This window comes from Campylobacter sp. W0014 (assembly GCF_020135975.1).
Lineage (GTDB): Bacteria > Campylobacterota > Campylobacteria > Campylobacterales > Campylobacteraceae > Campylobacter_D.
In genome coordinates, this window is sequence record NZ_JACHTR010000004.1 from 1 (window position 1) to 21,885 (window position 21,885).

Genomic DNA, 21,885 nt, shown 5'->3' on the forward strand with positions numbered 1-21,885 from the left:
AGTTAAAATCTGTTCTTTACTTATTTTAAAAAGTAGTTTTTTACCGCCCCTGCCACCATTGGCATTATCAACTTTTAACCACTCATATTTATTTGAATTTCTAGTTACCGCAAGTCTTAAAGCTCCCTCGCTTACATTATAAACTTGTGCAGCTTCTTTGGTTTCTAAAAAATACATTTATTTTAAACCTTGCGGAAGCTCATTAATAATGCCAAGTTCTAAGAGTTTTTCAAATACGGCTTTAGTATTACCTTTGGTGTTGCGTTCTCCTGTTAATTCTCCATTAATAACCTTAAATAAAGTGATATAATGTAAATTATGTTGTTTAGCAAAAGCCCTAATGTTAATACTATGATTTTTAAAGTATTGCTTCAACATTGATTTTCCTTTATTACTTTAATTTTTTTATAAATAATTGATATTTTTTGCTAAAATATTATTTATAAAATAATTTAAATATTGTAAGTAATTTTACTTAAAAAGTCAAGTATTTTTACATAAATATAATTTTTTTTATAAAGGTTTTTAAAAATCATGGAAGAAAAAGAACAATTGCTTCAAGAAATGATAAGTTTTTACAGGGTTAAAGATAAATATGAACTAGCTAAATATTTTAAACTTTCGAGAGAATCTGCCAATAATTGGCCTAGTAGGCTAAGTAGAAAACAAGTTTTGATTTATGAGAAAGATAAAGAAATCAAAAATTCAAGTAAAAATACTCAAGAACAAGCAATAGATGAAAATATTATTTTGATTCCATTTTACAAAGATAATTCTGTTTCGGCTGGCTTTGGTTCTATAAATTATGAAAGTTCCATTCAATATATCCCTTTTAATAAACAAGAATTAAGACTTATGTTTAATATTCAGGGATTTTTAAAAATAGGTATTATTCCTGTAATAGGCGATAGTATGACTCCCACAATTAAAGAAGGTGAAATGATAGTTTTTCAAGATGATGGATCTATGATTGAAGGAGGAATTTATGTAGTTGAATATCAAAGTGAAGTTTTTGTAAAAAGATTAAGAAAGAGACCTTTATCTTTAATTAGCGATAATAAAGATTATCCGCCTATTACTATCAAAGAAGATGAAGAGATAAAAGTTATAGGTAGAGTAGTTGGAACTTATGAATTAAATTATAGGAGATTGTAGAATGAATAAAATAAAATATATTTTAGGTTTATGGCTTTTGATATTATCTGGATGTAAAGAAAATGAATACAATACAGATACCAAGATAGCTGATATCCAAAACGATATTCATAAAAGTTTTTTTGATAAAACTTATTCTGATAAAGCAGAATTTTACACTAAAATGGAAAAAGCTATTAGTGAAAATATTAGAATCGGAGATCTTATAATTCAAGCTGCTAAAAATACCACAATAGATAAAATTGATCCATCACAATTTAAAGAGTGTGTTTTCTTTGAGGTATGGAATATAAAAAATCCTCAAAGTGCATCTTATGATCTTGCAGCTAAAAGATGTCAAACATTATTTACTTTAGAGTATAACAAAGATATTAAATACTACGATCCTAGCTTTGTAATGGCAAATTTTAAAGATTTAAAAACAGCAGAAAATATTTTAGCAGAAAAAGCAATCAAAGAAGAATTATCTAAGTCGTTTGATTCAACTGATATTAAGAGCTATAAATTTATTGATGGAAAATATCAAATTCTTAATAATGGTAAATATATTTATATTATTCAGACATTTAAAGCAAAAGATGCTATTTTAGGAGATTATACCCAAAATGCACATGTTGTTTTAACAAACAAAGGGAATGTAGCGAGGATAGATTTAAACCAAAATAAGAATTTTAATCTAACTTATATTAATTAAATTTGTAATTTTAAGTTTAAGCTTTATAGAAAAATAAAATTACACCAAAAAGTGTATTTTTATTTTTCTGTGGTGTATTTTTATTTTTCCGCCGACAAAATCCTATTCTGAAATTAAAAATAAAAACGTCATAAGACAAAGCTATGAAGAATCTTGCGGTGCTTCATCTTTAGCAACACTTATCAATATACTTGATGATAAAAAATTAAGCGAACTAGATCTTTTAAAAACCATGAGTGGGCAAAAACTATATACAGATATGGTAAGTTTTGCAGACTTAAATGATGCGGTTAAAAAACTAGGCTATGAAAGCAAATCTTATAGGATAGATAGAAAGAGTTTAGAAAAACTTGCAGGAATTCCTATTTTAGTAAAGATTGAAGATGATCCACGTTTCCCACATTTTGTGGTGATTATAAATCATAGGGGTGATTTTTTACAAGTGCTTGATCCAAGTTATGGAGAATATATCAGTTCTAAAAGACAATTTTTTAGTGTATGGGATAGATATAAAAAAGGAGGATATGCTTTAATCATTGCTCCTAAAAAGAAATTAAAAGAATACAAGCTTAATATACCTAAATCTTTGAATTTTGAAATTGAACCTTTTGGATTTTAATATCAAAATATTAAAATCCTTTAATCAAAAACTCAAACCCTAGTTTGTCCTATAAGATTATTTAATCTATCCATTATAGATCCAACATAAGAATTGATACTTTCACTGCTTGCTTTCCAGCCGTTAGCTTTTACTTGATTAAACTGATTATCAAACCAAGCTCCACCATAACCTATGTGATTTTGCCATTTAATTCCTTTTTCCATTGCATAAATATCTGCGTCAAACCAACCATCTTGTGCGTATCCTTTTAATAAACTTGCAAAATCAACTTTGCCTGTCATGATGTCATCTAAGGAAGCTAATGATCCATCAAAGCTTTCTTTAGCCATAGTTGCTTGATAACTTTCTATTTTAGGATTTAAAGTAGCACTATCTTCTCTTAGTGGCACACCTGTAGATTTTAAAAAACTCATAAATAAATCTTCTTTAGTATAAGTTCCATCTTCATTTTTTGGATAAAATGACATATCAGGATTAAAAGTATCTCTTGCACTGTCTTGATCTAAATTTTGAGTTTGCATACTTTGAGGAGTAAAATTTAATGGCTGCAATCCTGTATTGATACTTGCAATTGTTCCTAATTGTTCCATTTCATCGTATTGCTCTTGGGTGTTGTAATAATTTGTAATTTGCAATTTATCATAATTTTTTGGCATAACACCTATGGTTTTGTCATTACTAGAATAACTTACACCTTTAGGTAAACTATTTAAATCTGCTTCACTAAAACTTGTTTTATTGGTATCGTTAAAAGTATGATTTATAATTTGATTAAATTGATTATAGTATTGTTTAATAGTATTTGCCATATCTATATTATCATAATATTTATCCACACCTAGATATTCTTTTATTTTTGCATTATAAAAGTTATTTTCAGCTACCCTCTCTATCTCATCCAAAGTAGATTTATGTATCTTAAAATCTTTTGGTAATCCTGCAGCCTCATTAAAATCTTCTCCCATATAACCATCTTTATCTACACTATAACCATAGGCTGTATTGGTAGAAGTATTATTACTTATATCTGCTTGTTTGAATTTTAAAGTATAAATAGAGTTTTTAAATTCACTAGATATATCATAATTAGGAGAATTTGTTTTAGTGTAATAGTTTTTATTGATATTATTATTAGTAGAATTTAATACTTCACTTCTTATTAAAGTTTGTGAATTTTTATTTTCTATTTCATTTAACTTAGTGACATTTTGTTTTAAGAAAGTATTGGCAAAATTTATTTTTGAATTTTCTTTACTTTCTTTATTGGCTTTTGCTTGTGAAAGTATAGAGCCATAGTTTGAGTTATCATTGATGCTAAAGATACTCATATTTATTCCTTTGATTTTAGAATTGTTCTGCCTTCAAATCTAAATATCTTATAAATAAATATAAGCAAGAAGTGTTCCACTTTGGATAAGTGGAACGAGAAATAATTTAGTATTGATTTTTGAAATCTTTTAAAACATCATAAGCAGGACTTCCTGCATAAGCCCAAATGTTTGTGCCTGAACCATATTTGCTGGAAAAATATTGTAAATAATAATCTTTTTGATTATTAACATAGCGGTATTTAGCTATGATATAGCCACCGGAGTATCCTAAAGATTTGGCAACTACATCTGAGTTTTGATTAATACTATTATCCATTGCAACATAAGCAGTAGAGCTTAAAGAACCTGCATCATAATCAAAAGCACTATCTCTTTTAAAATAATACCCACCCTTAACATCTTTCATCTCATTCAGACTAAGAACTTTAACACCTGCACTATTATCACTGAGTGCACCATTACTGACTTTAGCTAAAAAATCATCCCCAAAGGCAGAACTTGCCAATAAAGCACCTAAAGCTGTAACGCTAAATAATTTTTTGATCATGACTTCTCCTTTTTGTTAAAGTGTATTTATTTTATCACGATTGATTGTTTAATCAAATTTTTAAAAGTTCTATTTTGTAGAGATTTGAATAATGTTTATAATGAATTTTAGCGTTTTAAAAGTTTTTTATTTTTTAATATGTTTTAATGATGATTGTGTAAATTGGTAATAAATTAAAAACTTAAAAAATCATTCATTCCTTAAAGTATCTAAAACATTGATTTGAGTTGCTTTTTTGGCCGGATAAAAAGACGATAAAGCGATAATAAGTAAAGCCCCTATAATCGTCAAAGTAAAATCCATAACCGACAAATCAAGCGGTAATTTACTCGTCCCATAAACATCAGCCGGTAAGGTAACGATATCGAAATTTCCTAGAAGCCACAAAGCAATAAAAGCAAGTAAAATACCCACTATCATACCACTACCGCCTATAAGCATCCCTAAGGCAAAAAAACTTTTTTTAACCTCTGCTTTGCTTGCGCCTAAAGCAAATAAAAGAGCGATTTCGCTACGACGATTCATAACGATCATTAAAAGAGAACTGACTATATTTAAACTTGCAACCAAGATAATCAGCATCAAAACTATAAAAAGTGCTCTTTTTTCAAGCTTTAAAGCTGAAAAGAAATTTTTATTTTGCTCCCACCATCCTATAACGATATAATCATCTTTTAAATAATTTTTTATTTTTTCCACATCTTTAAAAGCATCATCACTATAAACATGTATTCCATCATAACCTTGATTTTCATTCATTCCAAGAACTTTTCTTAAGGCTTTAACATCAGTATACATATAAGCTTTATCATAAAAAGCAAGTCCAGAAGTAAAACGAGCTTTTACTTTAAAACGTTTAGTTTGCGGGATCAAAGAAAATCCGCTAGGATTAAAATTTGAAAAAATAAGTGAAATCATATCGTTTTTACGTAAGCCATACTCATCCACCAAAGCCGATCCTAAAAGGATATCAAAACCGCTTAAATTTTGATCTTTAATAGCCTTAGCAACGATTTCATTGATCTTAATTTCATCTTTAAAATTGACACCAAAAAGCACCCCGCCTTCAAAGCGATTGTCCCCTTTGGCAACAACTTGAGTGCTGATATAAGGACTAAAAAGCAATTTTGGAAATTGCTTTTTAAGTTCATTAACCAACTCATCATCAACAGGAGCATAAAATTTTGACACAATGGTAATAGGATAATTCATCACAAAAAAACGTTTTTCAAATTCCTTATCAAAACCATTCATGATGGCCATTGCCACAAGCAAAACACAAAGTCCTACACACACTCCTAAAAATGCTAAAAGCATAGATAGATTGATAAAAGGTTGCTCTTTATCAAATCTTAAATATTTAAAAAGTAAATATTTTAAAACGCTTTTATTCAAGCTAAAATTCCTTGTTTTGGACCACTTTTTCCATGGCATTCTTTAAATTTTTTGCCACTTCCACAAGGACAAGGTGAATTTCTAGGAACTTTTTTAAATTCAGGCTCATCAAGCCCATCTTCACTTACTCCAATCTCTACAGAATTTTCAAGAATTTTTTCATTTTCTTTACTCGCTGTATTTTCTAGATCTTTAGCTTCTTCTTGAGTAAATTTAACACTAAAAAGAAGTTTTATACTATCAAATTTGATACGATTCACAAGCTCTAAAAAGAGATTGTAGCTCTCTTTTTTATATTCCACCAAAGGATCTTTTTGATTGTATCCACGAAGACCTATACCTGTTTTTAAAATATCCATTTGATACAAATGCTCTCTCCAAGCATTGTCCAAAACTTGCAAATACAAAATACGCTCGATATTGTGTAATTCTTTTTCATCTAATTTTTCCATTTTTTGATGATAAGATTTTTCTAAAATTTCACTTAATTTATCTTGCATTTCAATGGCATTGAGATTTTCAAAATCGCTTTCTTTGATTTCAGTAGAACATTCATCAAAAATTTTACTTTTCAAAGTTTCAAAATTAAACTCAGTATTATTTTCATCGATCATAAGCTCACTCATCACACTAGCACTATACTCGGCAATATTTTGAGAAATCTTAGCTTTTATATCATACTCTTCATCTAACAATTCATTGCGATAACGATAAATAGTTTTTCTTTGCTCATTAGCCACATCGTCATATTCTAACAAATGCTTTCTGCTTTCAAAATGCAAACTCTCCACTTTTTTTTGTGCATTTTCAACCGCTCTTGTTACAAAAGGAGATTCTATATGCTCACCCTCTTTTATACCCAAGCGATCCATGATCCCTTTCATTCTGTCGCCACCAAAAATTCTTAATAAATTATCCTCTACACTAAGATAAAAACGGCTGATTCCAGGATCACCTTGACGCCCCGCACGGCCACGAAGTTGGTTATCTATGCGACGACTTTCATGCCTTTCAGTTCCTATGATATAAAGCCCTCCTAAAGCTCTAACTTCATCATCTATTTTGATATCAACCCCACGTCCTGCCATATTTGTTGCTATAGTAACAGCACCTTTTTTTCCAGCATCTTGGATAATCAAAGCCTCTTGCTCATGATTTTTAGCATTTAAAACATGGTGTGGAATTCTTTCTTTTACAAGCATTTCATGAAAAACTTCACTTCTTTCTATGCTTGCTGTTCCTATAAGAACAGGTTGTCCTTTTTTGTTGGCTTGTTTGATCTCTTCAATGACAGCTTTAAATTTTTCATTTTGAGTTTTATAAATTAGATCATCTTTATCTTGTCTTTTGATAGGAATATTTGTTGGAATTGAAATAACATCCAAATTGTAAATTTGTGAAAATTCTGTCGCCTCAGTTTGTGCCGTTCCTGTCATACCTGCAAGCTTATTATACATTCTAAAATAATTTTGGAAAGTAATATCAGCTAAAGTTTGGCTTTCTTCTTGAATTTTTACATTTTCTTTAGCCTCTAAAGCTTGATGAAGTCCTTCGCTAAAACGACGTCCTTCGCTTAGACGCCCTGTAAATTCATCAACGATAATAACTTCTTTATTTCTAACAACATAGTGTATATCTTTTTCAAAAAGATTGTGTGCCTTTAAAGCTTGATCAAGTTGATGTGCCAAAATAGCATTGTCAAGACTATATAAATTCTCCACTCCAAAAAGCTTTTCAGCCTTAGCAATTCCTGCTTCTGTGATCAAGATATTTCTATTTTTTTCATCCACTACAAAATCACCTTCAGGCTTAGCAGGAGGCAATACCGCTTCACCTCTTTCCATTTTTTTTGCCACTTCATTGGCTTTTATATAACCATCTAAAGTTCTATTAGTAGGCCCACTAATAATCAAAGGAGTTCTTGCTTCATCGATTAAAATACTATCTACTTCATCTACAATTACAAAATTATGCCCTCTTTGAACCTTTTCAGCCTTTGAAAATTTCATATTATCACGCAAATAATCAAAGCCAAATTCATTATTTGTCCCATAAGTAATATCGCAATCATAAGCTTTTTTATGCTCTAAGTCATTATTTTCAGATGAAAGCACAACCCCGACACTAAAACCTAAGAAGTTATAAATCGCACTCATTTGCTCTGCATCTCTTTTAGCTAAATAATCATTCACAGTTACAACATGAACGCCTTTTCCACTCATAGCATTTAAAACAACAGGCAAAGTCGCCACAAGGGTTTTTCCCTCCCCTGTTTTCATTTCTGCAATCTTACCTTCGTGCAAAACCATACCGCCGATTAATTGCACATCAAAATGACGCATATTTAAAGTTCTTTTACCTACTTCTCTTACTATGGCAAAAACATCATTTAAGATTTCATTTTCTTCTTTTTCACCCTTAATGATTTGCTCTTTAAATTTTAAAAATTCAGCTTTAAGCTCTTCATCGCTTAAATTTTGATATTTAGGCTCAAGCATATTAATCTGTGCCACTCGTTTAAAATATTTTTTTATTTCGCGATCATTTTTTGTTCCAAATATGGCTCTTAAAGCATTTAAAAACATTTTTAAAACCTTTTGCTAAAATTTCAAGCTATCATTATAGCTATTGTTTAATTAAAGTTAGCTAGAATTAATAAAAAATTTTAAGGAAAATAATGAAAAAAATTTTTATATTTTTTTTAATTGCTGTAGTTAAAATTTGGGCTATTGATCTTGATTTTAACACCTATTCAAGCGATTTTACTCAGCTAGTTAAATCCAAAAATTCAACACTTCGTTATAGCGGACATTTTATCATAAGCAAAGATAAAGCATTTTGGGAATATACCGCACCCAATAAAAAAGAAATTTATATCAATAAAAATCGAGTTGCGATCATAGAACATGATTTAGAACAAGTGATCTTTTCAAAACTCGATAACATACCTAATCTTAATCAAATTTTTAAAAATGCTAAACAAATTTCAAAAAATAAACTTTTAGCAAAATATGAAAAAATTGATTACACTCTTATTTTAGATCAAGATAAAATTCAGTCTATTTCTTATAAAGATGAATTTGAAAATGACGTAACAATAACCTTAAGCAATCAAATCAAAAATCCTAAAATTGATCCTAAAATTTTTGAATTTAAAATTCCAAAAAATTACGACATCGTTCAATAAGAAATTATTGAACGTGGCTTAAATTATTATCTAATTTCAAATCAAAACCCATATCTGAATTTTCTTTAGAGATATTATTGCTTGTATTTTTTTCTTTAAAAATTTGTGGTGGATTTTTGATCAAGTCTTGTTTGATTTTTTCCTCAAGTTCTGAAGGATTGATCTTAGGGATATTAAGAGAATCGGGACTGATTTCACCATCATCTTTTTTATCTTCATTATCATCGTCAAAAAGTTGCCCTATTTGCTTTGCTTCAGGTATATTAGGAACGCTGATATTATTTGGAGTTTTAACCTGTGGAACTTCAGGGATGCTTAAATTTTCCAAAACTTTTTTTACTTCATCGCTTGTATTATTTTTTTTAGCTTCTGTGCTCTCTAAAAATCTTTTAAATTCTTCTAAATCAAATTTTTCAACCCCGCTTAAAGATAAAATATAAATATCATCAATATTCATTTTATATTTTTTCTCTATAAATTTTTTCAAAACTTTTTTAAAATTATCCTTGCCAATTTCAGTAAAGATATCCTCATAAAAAAAGCCAGAAATAACAGTATTGATAGAATCAATAAGCTTAAGTTCATTTTCTTTTAAATTTTCTCCTTCAAAATCCAAAGAAATTTCAATCTTTTTTAAAACATTAGCGCCGCTTTTAGAATACAAATCTGTTCTTAACTTAGATATTTCAAGACTTTGTGCATTTAAATTTAAACATAAAAAAATACAAAAAAATACCTTTTTCATTATTTTTCCTTAATGGCTTATATTTTCTAATTCTAGATCAAAAAACAAATGATTTTTGTAAAAATCAATCACATTAACATCAAATTTTAAAATATTTTCAAAATAATTTTCAAATTTTACACCCTTAGTGTAATAAATTTTTAAAGTATCAGGATTGATCGCTCTTGATAATGCCACATAAAGTTGTCCATTTTCAAAAATATGATCTATATCACAAACTAATTTTTCAATACTCATGCCTTGAGATTTATGTATGGTAATAGCATAGGCTAATTTTATAGGGAATTGACTCACACTTGCTAGAGTATTGATAATTAACTCCCCATTATTTTGCTCGATTTCCTCCATAAAAAAAACATAAGGTTCAAGCATGATGTTAATCCCATTATTTTTTATGATACTGATATAAATTTTATCCTCATCATAAATAATATCTTCAATCACTCCTTGCTCTCCATTATAATAATTTTTATCCCAATTATTGATACAAAAAATAACGCGAGCTCCGATTTTAATCTTAAGCTCCTCTAAGATATTTAAACTCTTAATCCAATTTTGTAATTTATCATCTTCTAATTCTTTATTTTCTTTTTGAATTTTAGCCTTAAAACTTACCAAAGGAGTTATTAAACGATCGAGTTTGTTTTCATTGATTTCATTAGCTTTTTTATTAACCCCACAAAGCAAAGTATAATCATCTTCTAATTTTTCTAGTTCCTTTGTATCAATGCACATTTGCTTAAATTGCTCGATGATATTCTCATTTAAAAAACCTTGTCTTATCAAGGATAAATTTTTATAAAATTCTAAATTTTGAGTTCTTTTAGGCTGTGAGAGTTTAACATTTTTAAAATTTAAGTCTTTCCAAAAAAAAGAAGAAAAAGCATAGCAAGAATTTAAAAAAAGAGTCTCTTTTTTTTCTTTAATCACAGGGGGTAATTGAAAAAAATCCCCTACGACTAAAATTTTTCCATCGAATCTTGAATTTTTAATTCTAAAACCTATCATTTCAAAAATATTAGCACTCACCATAGAAATTTCATCGATAATAATAAGATCAATTTTTTTTAAATTCTCATTTAATTTAGCGATTTTTTCTTTTTGTTTGCGATCAAAAACACTAAGCGCCATCATATCTTCACAATAACCCAAACAAAAAAAACTATGCAGAGTAACGCCACCTATATTAAAGGCAGAAAGCGCACTAGAACCTAAAGCAACTACAAATTTACCTTGCTTTCTGTAAGATCTCATTAGATTATTGGTTAAAAAGCTCTTTCCAACCCCAGCGCCACCGCTTAGAAAAACATTGTCATTAGCTAAAATTTTTTCTAGTTTATCAAGCATTATATTTCCTTAGCTTTAATTATAACGATTTTTTGTAAAAGGTTGATTATGCGATATATTTTAGTTTTTTCTCTATTGTTTTTTACAGCTTGCTCCTTTAAAAACCTTACAAATCATTTTAAAGAAAATAAAACAAATTCACATTATGCTAAATTGGAATTTGAACAAAGTGTTGATATATTGCCAAAATTTAATCAAAACATCAGCTTTAACGCTAAAGATTATAAAAAAATGTTTTTTAAACCTTGGCATTCTTCTTTTAAAAACTATAAAAATCAAAATTTATTTTGGGCTTTTCCTATTTATCTTAACCCAAAAAATAAATATTATTTTTTTAATAAACAAGAAATTCCTATCTCTTGGTTTGAAAAACAAATCGATAATGCGAATATAAAAAATATAGGCAAGTTAAATCAAAAGGCTTTAATTATACAAAATACCCTACTTAAAAATATCCCTACCCAAAAAGCAATACTTAAAAATCCTTTTTTAGAAAATGAAGGCTTTCCATTTGATTACGCAAATGATGCGATTTTAAATATCGCTACGCCTGTTTTAATCTCTCATTATACAAAAGATAAACGATACGCTTTTGTATTGAGTGAAGCCGGAATTGGTTTTGTAGAAAGTCAAAATTTAGAGACATTTTCCAACTCTAGAGCAAAAATTTATGAGAAACTCCACTTTATAACGCCACTCAAAGAAAAAGAAGCGGTTTTTAGCAAAGATCATCATTTTTTCTTTGAGACTAGAATCGGTGCTATTTATCCGTATTATAAACAAGATAAAAAATATTTTTATGGAAAGATTGGCTCTAAAAAATATAAAATTTTAAAAAAGGATGTTGCTAAATTTCCTTTAAAATTAAACGATGCTAATTTAAAAAATCAATTAAATCAAATGCTTGGTTTGCCTTATAGTTGGGGTGGATATAATTTAGAAAGGGATTGTTCTTTATTTACTCGTGATGTATTTTCAGCTTTTGGGCTTTATTTACCAAGAAATTCAAGTGCGCAAAAAAATGCTTTTTATCATTTTGATATCAGCATGTTAAACAATAATCAAAAAAAGGATTTTTTAAATCGATTTGGAAAAGCTTATACAACCTTGCTCTACATCCCAGGACACATTATGCTTTATGCTGGAAAAATTACGGATAATAACATAGTAATACATAATATATGGGGGCTTAGAAAAGGAAAAACTCAAAGACTTATTATAGGAGAAAGTGTAATCACTTCTTTAGAGATAGGAAAAAAAGAAATTCTTGAAAAAAATTTATTACTTTCAAGGCTTAAAGAGGTAAGCTTCATCAGTTTAAGTCAAAAAGAAACCGATGAGATAAATAAGTATTTAGCCAAAGATTTATCTAATCGATAAATCTTTTATTTAAATCATGAAAATATTCTATACGCCTATCTCTTAAAAATGGCCACCAACGCCTTACATTTTCACTTCTTGTTTTATCGATCTCTATAACCTTAACGCATTCGTTTTCATTGTCCAACAAGCAAAGCTCTTCTCCTTGAGGTCCAAAAATAAAAGAATTCCCCCAAAATCTTATTCCATCCTCTATTCGGCTTGCGTCTTTTTCAAATCCAACACGATTAATCGCAGCCACAAATAAACCATTAGCAATAGCATGTCCTTTTTGAACCCCTAGCCAAGCGCCAAGTTGCTTTTGCTTTTCTTCTTCCTCATCCTTATCAAACCATCCAATAGCCGTAGGATAAATAAGAATTTCAGCCCCTTGCAAAGCCATCAATCTTGCAGCTTCAGGGTACCATTGATCCCAGCAAATCAATACTCCAAGCTTGCCCACGCTCGTTTGAATTGGTTTAAAACCTAAATCACCTGGCGTAAAATAAAATTTTTCATAAAAGCAAGGATCATCAGGTATATGCATTTTTCGGTATTTTCCAGCTATACTGCCATCTTTTTCAAAAACAACAGCTGTATTATGATAAAGTCCTGCGCTACGTTTTTCAAATAATGAGGTTAATAAAACTATATTGTGCTTTTTGGCTACACTTGACCAAAACTCAATATCTTTTTCATAATCATTGGCGTAATCAAAATAAGCAACATTTTCACTTTGGCAAAAATATTCACTTTGATGAAGTTCTCCTAAGCATATAAGCTCAGCTCCCTTTTTTACTGCCTCTTCTATAAATTCGCAAGTTTTTTGTATTGTTTGTTCTTTATTGGAATGAAATTTTTGTTGCACAAGAGCTATTTTCATTGTCTTTGCCTTTCTTGTTCTTGATCATCATAAGGATCTAAATGAATTTGTATATCCCATTTTTCATCTTCAAACATCAAACGCACATTATTTTCAATCTCGTCTGAAATTTTGTGCGCATTTAAAAGCGAAATTATAGGACAAAAAACCAAATGCACACTTAAATAATTACAATTTGGCGTCCTTCTTGTTTTTAACTCATGATAAGAAATAATCTCTGGATGCCTAGAAATTAAAATACAAATTTGATCAACTTGTTCTTTTGGCAAGGCTTGATCCATTAAAAATGATAAAGCTTTTTTGATAATTTTAAAAGCAGAAAAAGCCGTATAAAGGCTGATTACTATCCCAAAAATAGCATCGATAATATATAAATTTGTAAAATAAATCAGCACTAAAGCAAGCAAGGTGCAAATATTGGTTAAAAAATCACTCCTATAATGCAGGGCATCACTTTCAACGATTAAACTTTTTGTTTTTTTTGCCACATAATTTAAAAAAAGAATAAGAAAAAAGGTTACAATAATGGCAAAAATCATTACAAAGATACTTGAATTTAAATCAATGATTTCTTTTTTGTAATAAATTTTTAAAATACTTTCATAAAAGATAAAAATACCCACACCTACGATAAAACCACCCTCAAGAAGTCCCATTAAAGCTTCGATTTTGGAAAAGCCAAAATTATAATTTTCATTTGCTCTTTGCGCACTCTTTTTTAAAGCCAAAAAATTAAACGCAGAAATTGCAAAATCCATTAAAGAATCAATCGCACTTGAAAGCACTGCAACCGATCCACTCATTAAACCAACTACAAATTTAACACAAGCTAAACCAAGGGCACAAACACTTGCAATAATAGTGGCTTTTTTTTGCAAACTCATCTTAAACCCTTGAAACGATTTTGACAAGAACAATGCAAAGAGCCATTTTGACGCACAAATACTCTCGCATCTACACCCACAATCTTTCGATCAGGCAAAGCCTTAGAAAGCCTTTCAATTACGATATTATCGTTATCATCTTTATATAATGGAACAATTAAAGCATTGTTGACAAAAACAAAGTTTGCATAAGTAGCACCCATTCTACGATTATCATAAAAAAAAGGCTTAGGCAATGGTAATGGCAATAAATTAAATCCTGTTTTTTCAAGCTCTTCTTGCATTTTCTTTAAAGGTAAAAAATGTTCATCTTTTTCATCTTCACAAACGCAATGTGCTATCGTATTTTTATCGATAAATCGAGCCAAAATATCCACATGAGAATCTGTATCATCTCCTTTGATAAAACCATTTTCTAACCAAATAATATGTTTTAATCCAAAAATTTCTTTTAATTTTTGATCGATTTGGGTTTTATCAAGATGGGAGTTTCTATTTGTATTTAAAAGACAATTTGTCGTCGTAAGCATAGCGCCATCGCCATTAAAATCAATACTTCCACCCTCTAAGATCATATCGATTTTTTCAAGTTTTTCTTTAAATTTTATATCAAAAAGTTTAGAATTTACAGCATTATCTAATTCACTTTGAAATTTATTTCCCCAAGCATTAAAAGTAAAATCAAGAGCTTGTAAACGATCATCCTTTAAAATATCTATAGGACCAAAATCCCTTATCCATGTATCATTTGTATCACATTTAAAAAATTCAACGTTTTTTATATCCTTAAAAGAGATAAAATCTTGATCTTGCGGAGCAATCAATAAAACTTTTTGAAATTGACTCACAACCCTTACAAATTCATGATAGCTTTTTAAAATTTCATCTAAATAAGGCTTCCAATCTGTTTTTTCATGTGGCAAAGAAAGGATTAAATATTCTTGCTCACTCCATTCTGGAATTGATTTTATCATTACATACCCTTATTGATTAAAAAATTTAATTGTGTTTTTGAAATAAATTTAAGAAAGTAGCCCAAAAAAGGGCTAAAAATTATTTAAAAAAGATTTTCATTTTGCCGTTATTTAAAACGAGTTTGCCATTTTCATTTGAAATTTTAAAAGTTCCATTGAAATTAGAAAGAAAAGAATTTTCAAAATTCATAACATCCATAGGATGGCAAAGCATTTGAGTTGATGCAGCACGATCTCCGTTGATTTTTATAGCATCGCCATTATTAGCGTATGATCCAAAAAAGCGATTACAACCCGCATAACCGTAAAATTTATCTTTATCAAAGCTAATATTTGGAGTTTCTTCAGCATTCTTAGGGTCAAATGTTTTTCCATCAACAACTATTTTTTCTATTTTTAATTGCTGATTTTGTACTAATTTATTTTGAGTGTTTGCATCAGAAGACACTGAAGTGCTTGCACAACCAGCAAAACAAGCAGCTGCTAAAGTCATTTGTAAAGTTTTTTTCATCTTTTATCCTTTAAATTTGAAATTGCTTTAATTCATTATCAAGATTATGACATACTATTTTTAACTCATCAGCAACTTGAAGTAAAATTTTTGAAATTTCTTCATTTTTTTCACTCGCTTCAACATTTTCTTCCATTCTCATTAACAAATCTTGTATATTTTCTTGACTTGCTTTTATTTTTTGGCTGCATTGATGCACAAGATTCTTTGCATCTTGATTGCAAAATTTAACCTCATTTGCACTATTGGCTAATAAATTAGTATCTTCGTTTAAAGAATAAATTTTTTTAGAATTATCCTTAAGCTCATTAGCCACTTTTTCTATGCTAATTAATAATTCTTTTGTGATAGTTGCAACACTATTTAAAAATTCTTCACTGTTATTTGCAAGCAATCTTATATCTTCAGCAATAACAGAAAATCCTTTGCCATAAGCTCCAGCTCTTGCAGATTCTATGCTCGCATTTAAAGATAAAAGATTTGTTTTATCAGCGATTTCATTCATCATTTGAGTAGCTTTTTGTATATTTTTTGCCTGTTCAACCATATCCGAAATTTTCTTAGCCAAGCTATTTTCACTTTCAGCAAGATCCGTCACTTTTTGTGCCACTGAAAATAATGACTTAAGCATTTGCTCTAATAACTCATAAGATTTATCATTTGCAGTGTTTGCATCGCTTGATAAATTAGCTAATTCTCTTAAATCAGAACCTATATTATTACCAAGATGAAAGCTTGAATCAATTTTTTTGTGATTTAATTCTGTAATTTCATTTAAAGAAGTTGCATTTGAATTTAAAAGAGTGCTTTGGTGTTCTATATTTTTAGAACTCAAACTCGCTTCACTTACAGCTTTATGAGTTTTTTCAATAAATTGATTGATGTATCCACAAGCGGTTGCGATTTCATCATGCCCTTTAATACGAATTCGTGCTTTTAAATTTCCACTGCCTTGAGCCAACTCCTTAGCATGATTTAAAAGCTCTAATATAGGACGTCCCACAACGATTTTTAGTATAAAAAGCACAAAAGCTAAAGTGAGTATTAGAGCAATAGTAAAAATTACAATATAAGCTTGACTTGTTTTTGAGATATCTTTTTCTACATTTTCTAAAGAATGGTATACATCCATAACTCCTATTACGCTACCTTCTTTTACATTTGCATGACAAGTTATGCATGTTTTATTTGCAATCAAGGGGCGAACAAGCCTTAAATGATCTATCCCTTTAATATTTTGCTTTAAGGAAATCAAACTAGGATTAGAAAATTCATCTAAAATAACATTTTCATTAGAAATCAAAGGATTTTTGATATCAAAAAGTTCTATTGTGTCTTTTGATGGATAAATTTTTATATCACTAATCCCTTCAATTCTTTTAGCATGTTCGATTGCCTCTTGAATTTTTTCTGGATCACCCAAATTCATAGCCATTCTCATCGTTTGAAAAACTAAATTGCTAACTGTATTAAGATTTTCTTTGCTGATTTGATTAGCTGTCTTTCTAAAATCAAAACTAACGATAATTTGCATTATCACAAAACTGAACAACAAAACAGCAAAAATTGCTGAAGAGACTTTAAATCCAATGGTTTTAAACATTTTAAACTGCTTTCATAAGTAAAATATTATAAACCATTGTACTTAAAATTATTTAAATTAAATTAAATAATATTTTAATTGTCAATAAATTTTAATGCAAGAAATGTCTCACTCCAGTAAAATAAAGAGCCATAGCATATTCATCTGCAGCTTTTATCACTTCATCATCCCTTATACTTCCGCCAGGTTCAATTATAGCTTTAACTCCAACTTTACTTGCTTCATCTATACTATCTCTAAATGGAAAGAAAGCTTCACTTGCTAAAACACAACCTTGCAAATCAAGCCCCATTTCATTAGCCTTAGCAATAGCAGCTTTTGCTGCATCAATTCTGCTCGTCATTCCCATACCTATGGCCACCATAGCTCCATTTTTAACATAAACAACATTATTTGATTTTGTAAATGCAGCAATTTTCATGGCAATTTCTAAATCTTGAAGTTCTTCCTTACTCGCTTCTCTTTTTGAAACAAGTTTGGCATTTTTAAATTCATCATTGCCCACTTCATCGCTATTTTGATACACAAATCCACCATCTATATGTTTAAAATCATACGCATCAAAACTACGCACTAAATAAGGATTTTCTTGAGTGAAAATTTTAATACGTTTCTTACCCTCAAATACCCCCAAAGCCTCTTTGCTTACATTTGCAGCGATTATCACTTCAACATAAATTTCATTTATTTTTTCAGCCAAAGTTTTATCAAGTGTTCCATTGATCGCAACCACTCCACCATAAGCACTTACATTATCACATTTCAATGCGCTAATATAGCTTTGCAAAAGATTTTCTTTGATTGCAAAACCGCAAGGATTTCCATGTTTTACTATTGTAACTGCTGGAGAATCGCCAAAACTACTGGCTAAATTTAAAGCCGCATTGATATCAGTAAGATTGTTAAAACTAGCTTCGCCTTTAAGGGCTTTAAAATTGGTACTAAAAAAGGAGTCAAACTCATATAAAGCGCCTTTTTGATGAGGATTTTCTCCATATTTGGTATCAAAAACTTTTTGTCCTACTATAAACTTACTTGCTCCAAAACCCCCATTAAAACGTTCATTCATATAATTTGCTATATAAGAATCATAATTTGCCGTATGTTCATAAGCTTTTATCATTAAATTTAAACGGAAATTTTCATCATTTTTTCCACTTTTTAAAGCCTCAATCACCTCTTCATAATCAAGTGGATTACAAATCACCATCACATCTTTATAATTTTTTGCTGCAGATCTAATCATCGCAGGTCCGCCTATATCGATATTTTCTATGATTTCATCAAAATCATCACTCATAATAGTAGTCTTTTTAAAAGGATATAAATTCACACACACCAAATCAATACCTAAAATTTCATTTTCTTTAGCTTGTTTAACATGATTTTCATCATTTCTTTTATGTAAAATTCCCCCATGAATTTTAGGATGCAAGGTTTTTACTCGCCCTTCAAAAAGCTCAGGACTTTTTGTAAAATCACTCACTTCTACAACTTTTATCCCATTTTCTTTTAAAATTTTAAAAGTTCCACCCGTTGAAAGAAGCTCAAAACCTAAATTTTCAAGCTCTTTAGCAAATTCTACTATACCTTCTTTATCACTAACGCTAAGCAATGCTCTCATTTTTTCTCCTTAAATTGCTCATAATTTAATTAATTTATTTTAATATTTAAAGAATAAAAACTAATTTTCCAAATGCTTTTTGATTCTTTCATAGGCTTCGTTTATTTTTTGGAATTTTTCTACTCCTTTTTTGATTTCTTTTTCGCTAACATTATTTGCATTTAAAATATCAGGATGATATTTTTTCGCTAAATTTCGGTATTGTTTTTTTACAGCATTGATATCAGCATTTTTTGGTAATTCTAAAATTTCAAAAGCCTCATCTAGACTTATTTGTTGTTTAGAAGTGTTTAAATTTGAAAAATTATTGATAAAATTCTCTAACTCATTCTGACTTATATCAAAAGCCTGTGCAATTTGTCCTAAAATTTCTTTCTTTTTAGGGTTAAATTCTGCATCAACAAAAGCCATAAAAACAAGCACTCTAAGTACGTTAAAACGCTCACTTTTTGGCAAAGGAACTTCTCTTAAAAAGTCTTTTGCAACCTCAAAAGCATCGTTTAAATTTTCTTTATGCTCATTAAAACTTGCTTTTAAAAATTCTCTTTCTCGCCTATCTTTTGTATTTGCATCTAAAATTTGAGTGATCATATCGGCTTCATCTTGACTGATTCTACCATCACTTTTTGCAATTTTTGCCAAAAGTGCAATCACATAATAATTCATCCTTCTTTTAATTTCATCCATTCTTTCTTCAACCACTCCACGCATAAAGCCTTTTGCAAAACCTTTAACACCGCGTGCGGTAGAATTAAAAAAATCCTGTTTTTCCCAAGTTTTATAATACCAATAAAAAACCAAGATAACTAAAATGATTAAAATTAAACTCATTGAATTTGCTCTTTAAAACTTTCAAAATAAAGATTTTCAAGCTCCTTTTTACTTAAGTTAATCTCATCGAGTCTAAAACAATCCTCATCAGTACTTACGCCTAATTTGTGAGCTTTTATCTTAAATTCTTGAATTAATTGCAAAAATTGTTCTTCACATACTTCATCAACGCCTACTATAACACGACTAAAGCTTTCATCAAAAATCATTTTTTTATCACTAAAGCCACTTTCTAAAATCGCACCTTTTTTAGATATAGCACACATTTTTGCCAAAGTTATAGCAATACCACCCACTCCTACACTATTTGCACATTCAAGCAAGGATTCTTGATTTGCTTTATAAAGAAAATCCCAAAGCATTAATTCTGCTTTATAATCTATATTTTTAAGATTTCCTGCTACTTTTTTATCTTGAATTTTCATCACTAAAGAACCGGCAAAATGACCTAAAGTTTCTCCTAGAAGATAGATTCTAATTCCAGCCTTATCAAAATTTGCTTTTAAAACGCGATTAGAATTTTCTAAAACGCCAACATTTACAATCGTAGGACTTGGATAAATACTCACCCCTTCTGTTTCATTATATAAAGAGACATTACCGCTAACGACTGGAGTATTTAATTCTTTACAAGCTTCCTTAATGCCTTCACATCCTTGCGCAAATTGCCACATCACTTCAGGATTTTGTGGATTTCCATAATTTAAACAATCACTAATCGCTAAAGGCTTAGCTCCTGTACAAGCTACTTTTCTTCCAGCGCTTGCTACAGCAGCACTTGCACCCACTTTTGGATCGATATAATTTAAACGAGAATTGCATTCTATAGCCATTGCTATAGCTGCATTGTTTTCTTTCACGCGTATAACACTCGCGCCTAATTTTCCATCGGCTTTAATTGTATTCGTTTGCACACTTGAATCAAATTGATCATAAATAAAAGCCTTATCATTAACATTTTCATTTTTTATCATCTGAATAAATAAATCTTGTATATCATTTTTTAATTCAAATTGATAATCTTTAATACTATCTAGATATTTTGGCTTACTTATTAGACGATCTAAAATAGGTGCTTTTTCACTTAAAGGCTCAATAGGTATCATTCCCACAAGCTCATTATTCCAAAAAAGCTCCATATTTCCCGTATCTGTTACTTCACCAATCACAACAGCATCTAAATCCCATTTTTTAAAAATTTCTATAACTTGATTTTCGCAACCTTTTTTTGCACAAATAAGCATTCTTTCTTGAGATTCACTAAGCATCAATTCATAAGGCGTCATACCACTTTCACGCATAGGAGTTTTTTCAAGATAAAGCTTCATTCCACTTCCGCTTCGTCCTGCCATTTCAAAAGAACTTGAAGTAAGTCCAGCGGCTCCCATATCTTGAATTCCTACAATCAAATCACTTTTAAAAAGCTCTAAACACGCTTCCATTAAAAGTTTTTCACTGAAAGGATCTCCTATTTGTACTGTTGGTCTTAAGCTTTTATTTTGCTCATTAAAGCTATCACTAGCCATAACAGCACCACCAAGCCCATCTCTACCCGTTTTTGATCCCACATAAATTACAGGATTTCCTACCCCTTCAGCTTTAGCATAAAAAATATCTTCTTGTTTACAAATCCCTAATGCAAATGCATTGACTAAAATATTTCCATTAAAACATTCATCAAAAGAGCACTCTCCACCTATAGTTGGAACACCCATACAATTTCCATAATGAGAAATCCCGCTTACAACACCTTTTACAAGATATTTTTGATGATTTCCATATTTTTCATCATAAATATTTCCAAATTTTAAAGAATTAAGTCCAGCAACAACTCTTGCACCCATAGTAAAAACATCGCGTAAAATTCCACCTACTCCAGTTGCTGCCCCCGCAAAAGGTTCAATAAAGCTAGGATGATTATGACTTTCAACCTTAAAAACCGCTGCCATATCTTGACCGATATCAATTACCCCGGCGTTTTCACCAGGACCTTGGATTACCCAAGGGGCTTTGGTTGGAAAACCATTAAGGTATTTTTTACTTGATTTATAAGAGCAATGCTCACTCCACATAGCAGAAATAACGCCTAATTCAAGTAAATTAGGTTCTCGTCCAAGAATTTCTAAAATTTGATCATATTCTTCATCGCTGATTTTATGTGCTTTTATAATTTCTTTATCCATTTTATTACCT

Annotated in this window: 19 protein-coding genes and 1 pseudogene; 5 read left to right on the forward strand and 15 right to left on the reverse strand. The window is 29.7% G+C overall.

Annotated elements, in window-relative coordinates:
- Nucleotides 1-177: 177 nt before the first annotated feature.
- Nucleotides 178-378, reverse strand: a complete 201-nt coding sequence (locus H2277_RS01920) for a hypothetical protein (RefSeq protein ID WP_075395225.1) — start codon at nucleotides 376-378, stop codon at nucleotides 178-180.
- A 156-nt stretch (nucleotides 379-534) separates the two neighbouring features.
- On the opposite strand from H2277_RS01920, the gene H2277_RS01925 reads away from it, so the two are divergent.
- From H2277_RS01925 to H2277_RS01935, 3 genes and pseudogenes are all read left to right on the forward strand, one after another.
- Nucleotides 535-1,155 carry a S24 family peptidase gene (locus H2277_RS01925; protein ID WP_220549541.1) on the forward strand — a complete coding sequence of 207 codons (621 nt, stop codon included), beginning with the start codon at nucleotides 535-537 and terminating at the stop codon, nucleotides 1,153-1,155.
- A gap of 1 nt (nucleotide 1,156) precedes the next feature.
- Entirely contained in the window at nucleotides 1,157-1,849 is a 693-nt protein-coding gene (locus H2277_RS01930; protein WP_337200721.1) for a hypothetical protein, read from the forward strand.
- Between the two features lie 97 nt (nucleotides 1,850-1,946).
- A pseudogene (locus H2277_RS01935) lies at nucleotides 1,947-2,468 on the forward strand (C39 family peptidase); the annotation flags it as partial.
- Between the two features lie 32 nt (nucleotides 2,469-2,500).
- Here the strand turns inward: H2277_RS01935 and H2277_RS01940 are convergent.
- The 4 genes from H2277_RS01940 to secA all read right to left on the reverse strand — a co-directional run bounded on the left by H2277_RS01940 (nucleotide 2,501) and on the right by secA (nucleotide 8,329).
- A complete protein-coding gene (locus tag H2277_RS01940; protein ID WP_407928552.1) occupies nucleotides 2,501-3,799 on the reverse strand; it encodes a Cj0814 family flagellar-dependent secreted protein in 1,299 nt (432 codons plus the stop codon).
- Nucleotides 3,800-3,905: 106 nt separating this feature from the next.
- Nucleotides 3,906-4,349, reverse strand: a complete 444-nt coding sequence (locus tag H2277_RS01945) for a hypothetical protein (RefSeq protein WP_337200722.1) — start codon at nucleotides 4,347-4,349, stop codon at nucleotides 3,906-3,908.
- Between the two features lie 189 nt (nucleotides 4,350-4,538).
- Nucleotides 4,539-5,744 carry an ABC transporter permease gene (locus H2277_RS01950; RefSeq protein WP_337200723.1) on the reverse strand — a complete coding sequence of 402 codons (1,206 nt, stop codon included), beginning with the start codon at nucleotides 5,742-5,744 and terminating at the stop codon, nucleotides 4,539-4,541.
- Nucleotides 5,741-8,329, reverse strand: a complete 2,589-nt coding sequence (gene secA, locus H2277_RS01955) for a preprotein translocase subunit SecA (protein WP_337200724.1) — start codon at nucleotides 8,327-8,329, stop codon at nucleotides 5,741-5,743. The genes H2277_RS01950 and secA overlap by 4 nt, the downstream gene beginning before the upstream one ends.
- Before the next feature lie 92 nt (nucleotides 8,330-8,421).
- Here secA and lolA point away from each other — a divergent pair, with 92 nt between their 5' ends.
- Nucleotides 8,422-8,931, forward strand: a complete 510-nt coding sequence (lolA, locus tag H2277_RS01960; RefSeq protein WP_337200725.1) for a LolA-like outer membrane lipoprotein chaperone — start codon at nucleotides 8,422-8,424, stop codon at nucleotides 8,929-8,931.
- A gap of 4 nt (nucleotides 8,932-8,935) precedes the next feature.
- On the opposite strand, the gene H2277_RS01965 is transcribed toward lolA, so the two are convergent.
- Nucleotides 8,936-9,676: a hypothetical protein gene (locus H2277_RS01965; protein WP_337200726.1), complete on the reverse strand. Its 741-nt coding sequence runs from the start codon at nucleotides 9,674-9,676 to the stop codon at nucleotides 8,936-8,938.
- A 9-nt stretch (nucleotides 9,677-9,685) separates the two neighbouring features.
- Nucleotides 9,686-11,023, reverse strand: coding sequence for an AAA family ATPase (locus H2277_RS01970; RefSeq protein WP_337200727.1), 1,338 nt, complete (start codon nucleotides 11,021-11,023; stop codon nucleotides 9,686-9,688).
- Between the two features lie 48 nt (nucleotides 11,024-11,071).
- On the opposite strand from H2277_RS01970, the gene H2277_RS01975 reads away from it, so the two are divergent.
- Nucleotides 11,072-12,403 (forward strand): SH3 domain-containing protein, encoded by a 1,332-nt coding sequence (locus H2277_RS01975; RefSeq protein ID WP_337200728.1) that lies wholly within the window; start codon nucleotides 11,072-11,074, stop codon nucleotides 12,401-12,403.
- Here H2277_RS01975 and H2277_RS01980 read toward each other — a convergent pair.
- The 8 genes from H2277_RS01980 to purL form a co-directional block, all read right to left on the reverse strand.
- Nucleotides 12,393-13,265 (reverse strand): N-carbamoylputrescine amidohydrolase, encoded by an 873-nt coding sequence (locus H2277_RS01980; RefSeq protein WP_337200729.1) that lies wholly within the window; start codon nucleotides 13,263-13,265, stop codon nucleotides 12,393-12,395. The two genes, H2277_RS01975 and H2277_RS01980, sit on opposite strands and share 11 nt — an antisense overlap.
- Nucleotides 13,262-14,149, reverse strand: a complete 888-nt coding sequence (locus H2277_RS01985; RefSeq protein WP_337200730.1) for a cation diffusion facilitator family transporter — start codon at nucleotides 14,147-14,149, stop codon at nucleotides 13,262-13,264. The genes H2277_RS01980 and H2277_RS01985 overlap by 4 nt, the downstream gene beginning before the upstream one ends.
- Complete coding sequence (locus tag H2277_RS01990) at nucleotides 14,146-15,123, reverse strand: agmatine deiminase family protein (protein WP_337200731.1); 978 nt, start codon at nucleotides 15,121-15,123, stop codon at nucleotides 14,146-14,148. Before H2277_RS01990 ends, H2277_RS01985 begins: the two co-directional genes overlap by 4 nt.
- Before the next feature lie 79 nt (nucleotides 15,124-15,202).
- Nucleotides 15,203-15,634: an META domain-containing protein gene (locus tag H2277_RS01995; protein ID WP_337200732.1), complete on the reverse strand. Its 432-nt coding sequence runs from the start codon at nucleotides 15,632-15,634 to the stop codon at nucleotides 15,203-15,205.
- 10 nt (nucleotides 15,635-15,644) lie between these two features.
- Complete coding sequence (locus tag H2277_RS02000; protein ID WP_337200733.1) at nucleotides 15,645-17,237, reverse strand: methyl-accepting chemotaxis protein; 1,593 nt, start codon at nucleotides 17,235-17,237, stop codon at nucleotides 15,645-15,647.
- A 91-nt stretch (nucleotides 17,238-17,328) separates the two neighbouring features.
- Complete coding sequence (purH, locus tag H2277_RS02005; RefSeq protein ID WP_337200734.1) at nucleotides 17,329-18,861, reverse strand: bifunctional phosphoribosylaminoimidazolecarboxamide formyltransferase/IMP cyclohydrolase; 1,533 nt, start codon at nucleotides 18,859-18,861, stop codon at nucleotides 17,329-17,331.
- Between the two features lie 60 nt (nucleotides 18,862-18,921).
- Nucleotides 18,922-19,692, reverse strand: a complete 771-nt coding sequence (locus H2277_RS02010) for a DnaJ family molecular chaperone (RefSeq protein WP_337200735.1) — start codon at nucleotides 19,690-19,692, stop codon at nucleotides 18,922-18,924.
- Entirely contained in the window at nucleotides 19,689-21,875 is a 2,187-nt protein-coding gene (gene purL / locus H2277_RS02015) for a phosphoribosylformylglycinamidine synthase subunit PurL (RefSeq protein ID WP_337200736.1), read from the reverse strand. The genes H2277_RS02010 and purL overlap by 4 nt, the downstream gene beginning before the upstream one ends.
- Between the last annotated feature and the right edge of the window lie 10 nt (nucleotides 21,876-21,885).